Raw genomic sequence first — 6,203 nt, 5'->3', positions numbered from 1 at the left:
GGCCGGGGCGCCGCGCCCCCCCCCCCCCCCCGCGCCCGGGGGGGGGGGGGGGGGGGGGGGGCCCCCCCCCCCCCCCCGCGACCCAATGCGAGGGGGTACGGGCCGACATGTCAGCCGGAGTGCACACGGTCGCGGTGATCGGCGCGGGCAAGATCGGTGAGCTGATGCTCTCCGGGCTGCTGCGCTCGGGATGGCCGGTGGACCGGCTGCTGGCCACCGCCCGCCGACCCGCTCGCGCCCAGGAGTTGACCGCCCGGTACGGCGTACGGGTGGTCGACAACCTGACCGCCGTGGACGAGGCAGCGGTGCTCGCGGTCTCGGTCAAGCCGCAGGACGCCGCCGCGCTCCTCGACGAGATCGGCCCCAAGGTGCCTGCAGACAAGCTCGTCATCTCGTTGTGCGCGGGTCTGCCCACCAGCTTCTTCAGCCGCCGGTTGCCCGAGGGCACCCCTGTGGTGCGGGTGATGACCAACACCCCGGCGCTGGTCGACGAGGCGATGACCGCGATCTCCGCCGGCGCGCACGCCACCGGGGCGCACCTCACGCTGGCCGAGGAGATGTTCAAGCCGCTCGGCCAGACGATCCGGGTGCCCGAATCGCAGCAGGACGCGGTCACCGCGCTCTCCGGCTCCGGCCCGGCCTACTTCTACCTGCTGGTCGAAGCCATGATCGACGCGGGGATCCTGCTCGGGCTGCCCCGTCAGGTGGCGCACGAGTTGATCGTGCAGACCGCGATCGGGTCGGCGGTGATGCTGCGCGACTCCGGCGAGCACCCGGTCAAGCTGCGCGAGGCGGTCACCTCGCCGGCCGGCACCACCATCTCCGCGATTCGTGAGCTGGAGAAGCACGGCGTACGCGCGGCGCTGCTCGCCGCGTTGGAGGCCGCCCGGGATCGCGCCCGCGAGTTGGCGGCACAGGCCGACTGAGCGGTCGGGGCGGTCCACGGGGCCGTACGTGCCGCATACTGGCCCGGTGTTCACACTCGCCCAGGCCCGGCACCTGGTGGCCACCCTGCAACCGCGCGTCGACGAGTTGATCCGGGTCCGGGCCGACCTGGCCGAGTTGCGCGCCGACCTGGCCGACCACGGCGTGAGCGCGCTCGGCGGGCTGGCCGAGGACAAGGCACTGGAAGCTCGGCTGCACGCCGTCGTCGACGAGCTGCACCAGCACGACATCCAGGTCAAGGGCATCGCTCCGGTGCTACTGGACTTTCCCGGTGAGCGGGCCGGCCGCGCCGTGCTCTGGTGCTGGTTGGAGGGCGACTCCGACGTGCGCTGGTACCACCGGGCAGAGTGCGGCTTCGCCGGCCGCCGCCCCCTCTGACACCCCCCGGCCCTGGCGCCGGGGCCCGCGCGGCCTGCCGTGCTGGCCCGCGCCGAGGCGGAGCGAGGCCGCCGGGTTGAGGGCTTGATCCACTCGGGATCCTGAAAGTCGCGGCATCCGGGCACGCCGGACACCGCGCCTTCCTCAAACCCGAGTTGATCACGCGGCGGGCCGGGACCTCGCGGCGCTGGCCCATGCCGGCCGGGTGCGCGGCTCAGCCGGCCGCGGACGTCGGCAGGACCGGGTCGAGGGCCTCGGTCACAGCGAACACCACCACGTTGTCGACGTAGTGGCCCCGCCGCCGGTCGAAGTCGCCCCCGCAGGTGACCAGGCGCAGCTCCGCGCCGGGTGTCGGGCCGTAGACCACTGCGGTCGGAAACTGGTCCTTTCGGGTACGCAGCGACCCGGTCACCCGGAACGGCAACCGCTGCCCGCCGCGCCACACCTCCACCACGTCGCCGGGCCGTAACTCGCCGAGCCGGGCGAAGACCGCCGGCCCGCGTCGTGAGTCCAGGTGCCCGGCGAGTACGGCCGGACCGGTGTCGCCCGGGGCCGGGCCGCCGCCGTACCAGCCAGCGGTGTGGAAGTCGGTAGGCGGAATCAGCACACCGGCGCTGTCCAGACCCAGCACCGTGAGCGGTGAGTCGACGTCGATGCGCGGTACGCGTACCCGCGTGGGTGGACCGTGTGGCGTGGGCGCGGCGGCCACCGCCGGGCAGTCGTCGCCGCAGCCGGGGTGCCAGCTCGCCATCGGCGGTGGTGGGCCGGTGGTGGCCAGCCCGACCCCGGTGGCGGCGGCCAGGCAGACCGCCGCGCCGGCCGCCACCAGCGCGGCCAGCGGTATCCGGCGCTCACGGTGGCGCCGGATCGACGGGTCCGGCCCGGCGTTCACCAGGTGGTGCGCCGCCGCCGACGCCAGAGCAGCAGAGCCACCGCGCCGGCCGCCACGGCCAGACCGCCGGCCACCACCGGGTACGCGTCGAGCCCGGCCCCGGCGGCGCCACCGGCACCGGTGTCCACCCCGCCGGCCGGGACGACGGTGCCGCCCTCGGCGTCGCGGCGCAGCTCGGCGGTGAGCCCGCCCTGTTTCGCGTCGAGCACCAGCAGCGAGTAGACCGCGCCACCGGTGAGCCGCACCTCGGCGTCGGTGCTCGGCCCGCCGGCACCCGTCAGCTTCAGCCGCCAACTGCCCGGCTCGACCTGCTGGTAGTCGGTAGTGGTCGCGAACTGCACCCCGTCGGCGATCATCGGGCCGTCGGCGGCGGCCACGTCGAGCACCGGGGTCCGCACCGACGCCTGGACGACCCGCACCTTGGCGCGGCCGTCGGTGGGGGCGCTGAGGTCGTCGTTGAGCACCCGCAGGCCGAGGTCGGCGTGCCGGCCCACACCTGCCACAGTGAAGGCGTTCCCGCTGGTCACCGCGACCTCGGTGGTGAGCACCGGGGGGTCGCTGGCGGGGGCGCCGGCCTCGCGCATGGCCACCGCGTACCGGCCCGGCGCGAGTTCGAGGTAGTCGGAGACCACGCCGTAACCGACGCCGGGGAAGACCTGTGGCTTGGCCGCGCCCGGCGCGGCAAGGTAGACGTCCACCGCCGGGGTGTCCGGGGAGAGGTGCGCGAGCCGGACGTATCCGACGGTGTCCGCTCCGGTCGCGGCGTTCGCCGGAACCGGAATGGCGGCGGTGGCGAGGGCGGTGCCGAGCAGGAGCGCGCCGGAACCGGCCAGCAGCCGGCGGGGAACGGTACGGAGCGTGTGCATGTCGCCTCCGGGGGAGCACGTTCGGTGAGCGGGCAGCAACCCAGAGAACAGGGTCCCGTGAACAGGACTGTGGCGCAAGTTGCCACAGCGATGTTTTGTCGGCTGCCGTTACCGATCGCGGAGGGCGAGGAGGCCGAACAGGTCGGGGACTCCGCCCGGGCCCGCCTCGACGACCCGGACCAGCCGCAGGCCGGCGACAACTATCGCGTTGATCAGATCGGCGAGGGGGAGATGCCAGGCACCCACCCGTACGCGCACGCCGCTGGCGTTCCAACTGTCGAAGCTGCGCGACCGATCGGCGTACCGCGCGTCGACGACGACACGCGGATGCTGACTCCAGTCGGCGAACGCGCCCACGAAACACTGGTGCACACCCACGTGCACGAAACGCCCGCCGGGACGCAGCACCCGGGCGACCTCGCGCAGCACGGCCGGGTAGTCGGGCAGGTCGGTGCTGGCCAGCACGCACATCGCGGCCGGCAGCGACGCGTCGGCGACCGGCAGGGCACCCGCGTCACCCCGGAGCACCGGCAACCGCTCTCGCGCGTGCCGCAACTGCCCGCCGGACAGGTCCACGCCCACCGGCGTCCAACCCAGACCCGCCGGTACCGACGCGTGCGCGCCGGTACCGCAGCAGATGTCGAGGCAGGGGCCCTCGCCCGCGCCGAGCAGGTCCGACACCGTCGCGTGCACCCGCCGCAGATAGTCGCCGCCGCCGGAGATGAAGCTCTCGTACCAGTCCGCGTGGGCGTCGTACGCCGGTGTGCTCGTCGTCCCCATCCGCCCAGGCTACGAGTCGCGCCCAACCGGGAAACCCGTTCTTCCGGAGGCAGCGGTGGGGCGTTTGCGTCCGCTCACATGTGGCTACTGAACAGCAGTGGTGACGGAGGTCGATGCAGGGGACACCTGGTTCCGACGATCCCGCTGGCGGATGCTGGCCCGGGTGGCCGGCGCGGGCCTTGTGGTCCTGCCGGCCTTCGCGTTGCTCAGCGTCGCGTTCGGCAACGCCTGGTACCACCCGCTTCCGCACGGGCCGATACTCCTGCTGGCGGCGATCCGCTACCCCGTGCAACTACGACGTCAGGGTGGGCTGCCACTTCGGCTGACCGGTGACTTCCTCGAACTGACAGTGCCTGCCGGCGGGACGGTGCAGGTCGACTGGGCCGACCTGACCCGAGCCGAGGTACGCGGCCGGATCCGCCCGACCCTGATCGTCGACATCGCTGATCGGGATCGGACCAGGCCGGTGCTGGACCGCTGGGACTGGGGTCGGGTGGGCGTGTGGAACCGGGCGCGCGGGCGGAACTCGCAGGAGGTCCACCTGTCAGTGGTTGCCGTCACGCCGAACCTCCACCGGCTGCGCGCCGAACTGGCGCACCGGGTGGCCGGCGTTGCGGAAGAGCCGTCGCCCGACCCCACGACCTGACCCCGCGCAAGCCCCGCGCCGGCCGTTACCGGGCCCACCGGGACCAAGACGGTCGCCTATTCTCGGGCGATGCGGGATCGCCGGGTGGCGCTGGCGTGGGCGGCCTTCGTCGTCGTCGCGCTGGTGTCCTGTGTGCTCGTTCTGCGCCGTCCGGATCGCCTCTCCGACCTGCACATCTACTACGGTGCGCTGTCCGACCTGCGCGCCGGCAAGCCGCTGTACGGGTATGTGGCGGAGAACGGCGGTCCGTTCACCTATCCGCCGTTCGCCGCCCTCGTGCTGTGGCCGATCACCGCCGTCAGCGAGGGCGTACTCCAGGGGATCTGGCTGGTGTCGACGTGCGCGGCTGTCGTCGCCATCGCCGGGTCGGTGGGTGTCGCGCTGAACACCCGACGTTCCCGGCGCCCGCTCGTCGTGGCGCTGGCGGCGACCGTGCTGATGCTCTCCGCGCCGGTGCAGAGCAACCTACGCTTCGGGCAGGTCAGCATCCTCATCGTCTTGATGGCCCTGCTCGACGGGCTGGGCGTCGTCCCACCCCGACTGCGCGGGACGCTGGTCGGGGTGGCCGCGGCGATCAAGCTCACCCCGCTGCTGTTCGTGGTCTACTTCCTCGCCGTCGGGCGCTATCGTGACGCCGGTCGGTCGGTGGCCGCGTTCGTGGCCTGCGCGGGGCTCGCCGCGATCGTGCTGCCCTCGGAGAGTTGGTCCTACTGGACCGAGACCGTGCGACAGACCTCGCGCATCGGCAATCTGTCCTCGTTGGGCAACCAGTCCCTGCACGGAATGTTGCTGCGCGTCGGCGTCGACGAGACGGTGCTGCCCCTGCTCTGGGCCGCCATGGTGGCACTGATCTGCGTGGCGGCGCTGCTCCGGGCCCGGCAGTTGACGCGGCAGGCCCGAGCCGGGCACGCCGCCGTGCTCGTCGGCTGCGCCACGGTGGCCGCGTCCCCGGTGTCCTGGACCCACCACCAGGTGTGGCCGGTGCTCGCCGCGATGCTGCTGATCGGCGCGTCCGGCGTCGCCCAGCGGGCCGCCGGCGCGGCACTGCTCGCCACCATGGTCGTCTCGTTGGGCGCGGTGCTCAGCCCGGTCTCGTCGCGGCCGGGAGTGCAGTTTCTCTTCGAGAACTCCCGTGCCGTCGGGGTGTGCGTCCTGTGCCTCGTCGGCTTCGGCGGTGTCGCCCTCGCTGCCCAGCGCACGAGCAGACGACCGGCCGCAGGCCGTGCCTGGCTGCGGGTGGGCGTCACTGCCACGGTGACTGTCGCGTTCTTCGCCGTGCAGCCGCTGCCGGCCGGAGCCGACCCCACATTCAAGGCGTACACCCTCGACGACGTGGTCAACCCGCGATACTTCTTCGTCTGCCGTGGTCCGGCCGAATGCGCCGAGTACGCCACCGACGCGCCGGTCACCTTCGGCACCCGCGCCGAGAAGACAAAGGTCCGGGTCAACGGTGTGGTCTCCCCGCAGGTGACCCGCCTGGAGTACTACTCCGCACCGGGTGGAGCACCCCGGGTCATTCCGCTGCTCGCCGCGTACCCGGGTCCGCGTACGTTCTCGTTCCGGTCGGCGACGATGGCCCACGGTCGGCTCGTCGCGTACGCCGCGGACGGGCAGCCGATCGCCAGCTACGACGACGAACTCGCCGCCGCCCTCCGCACGACCACCTGACAGGCGGTCGCGGGGAGGGCGGCGGTTG

The 6,203-nt window shown here is 73.2% G+C and carries 7 protein-coding genes; 4 read left to right on the top strand and 3 right to left on the bottom strand.

Translation table 11 applies throughout. The annotated features are described in order from the left end of the window. Window positions 1-107: 107 nt before the first annotated feature. Together proC and AB0B98_RS14340 are read left to right on the top strand one after the other, a co-directional pair. A complete protein-coding gene (gene proC / locus AB0B98_RS14345) occupies window positions 108-926 on the top strand; it encodes a pyrroline-5-carboxylate reductase (RefSeq protein ID WP_238667415.1) in 819 nt (272 codons plus the stop codon). Window positions 927-972: 46 nt separating this feature from the next. Next, complete coding sequence (locus AB0B98_RS14340; RefSeq protein WP_238667414.1) at window positions 973-1,323, top strand: DUF2203 domain-containing protein; 351 nt, start codon at window positions 973-975, stop codon at window positions 1,321-1,323. Between the two features lie 214 nt (window positions 1,324-1,537). On the opposite strand, the gene AB0B98_RS14335 is transcribed toward AB0B98_RS14340, so the two are convergent. The 3 genes from AB0B98_RS14335 to AB0B98_RS14325 all read right to left on the bottom strand — a co-directional run bounded on the left by AB0B98_RS14335 (window position 1,538) and on the right by AB0B98_RS14325 (window position 3,861). After that, window positions 1,538-2,215 (bottom strand): class F sortase, encoded by a 678-nt coding sequence (locus AB0B98_RS14335; protein ID WP_357362933.1) that lies wholly within the window; start codon window positions 2,213-2,215, stop codon window positions 1,538-1,540. Beyond that, a complete protein-coding gene (locus tag AB0B98_RS14330) occupies window positions 2,212-3,081 on the bottom strand; it encodes a DUF4397 domain-containing protein (RefSeq protein WP_357362931.1) in 870 nt (289 codons plus the stop codon). The genes AB0B98_RS14335 and AB0B98_RS14330 overlap by 4 nt, the downstream gene beginning before the upstream one ends. Window positions 3,082-3,189: 108 nt before the next feature. Continuing rightward, window positions 3,190-3,861: a methyltransferase domain-containing protein gene (locus AB0B98_RS14325; RefSeq protein ID WP_357362929.1), complete on the bottom strand. Its 672-nt coding sequence runs from the start codon at window positions 3,859-3,861 to the stop codon at window positions 3,190-3,192. Window positions 3,862-3,961: 100 nt separating this feature from the next. Between AB0B98_RS14325 and AB0B98_RS14320 the strand changes: the two genes are divergently transcribed. Together AB0B98_RS14320 and AB0B98_RS14315 are read left to right on the top strand one after the other, a co-directional pair. Beyond that, complete coding sequence (locus AB0B98_RS14320) at window positions 3,962-4,507, top strand: hypothetical protein (RefSeq protein ID WP_357362927.1); 546 nt, start codon at window positions 3,962-3,964, stop codon at window positions 4,505-4,507. 69 nt (window positions 4,508-4,576) lie between these two features. Further along, window positions 4,577-6,175 carry a glycosyltransferase 87 family protein gene (locus tag AB0B98_RS14315; protein WP_357362925.1) on the top strand — a complete coding sequence of 533 codons (1,599 nt, stop codon included), beginning with the start codon at window positions 4,577-4,579 and terminating at the stop codon, window positions 6,173-6,175. Window positions 6,176-6,203 lie beyond the last annotated feature (28 nt).

It is taken from the genome of Micromonospora sp. NPDC048947 (genome assembly GCF_040649495.1).
Classification (GTDB): domain Bacteria; phylum Actinomycetota; class Actinomycetes; order Mycobacteriales; family Micromonosporaceae; genus Micromonospora; species Micromonospora alfalfae.
Note: the sequence above shows the minus strand (reverse complement) of the source record. Positions and strands in the feature narration are given on the sequence as shown.

Bases quoted from the DNA above. Each gene is read 5' to 3' on its own strand.
- proC (WP_238667415.1), top strand. From the start codon at position 108: ATGTCAGCCGGAGTGCACACGGTCGCGGTGATCGGCGCGGGCAAGATC.
- AB0B98_RS14330 (WP_357362931.1), bottom strand. From the start codon at position 3,081: ATGCACACGCTCCGTACCGTTCCCCGCCGGCTGCTGGCCGGTTCCGGC.
- AB0B98_RS14325 (WP_357362929.1), bottom strand. From the start codon at position 3,861: ATGGGGACGACGAGCACACCGGCGTACGACGCCCACGCGGACTGGTAC.
- AB0B98_RS14315 (WP_357362925.1), top strand. From the start codon at position 4,577: ATGCGGGATCGCCGGGTGGCGCTGGCGTGGGCGGCCTTCGTCGTCGTC.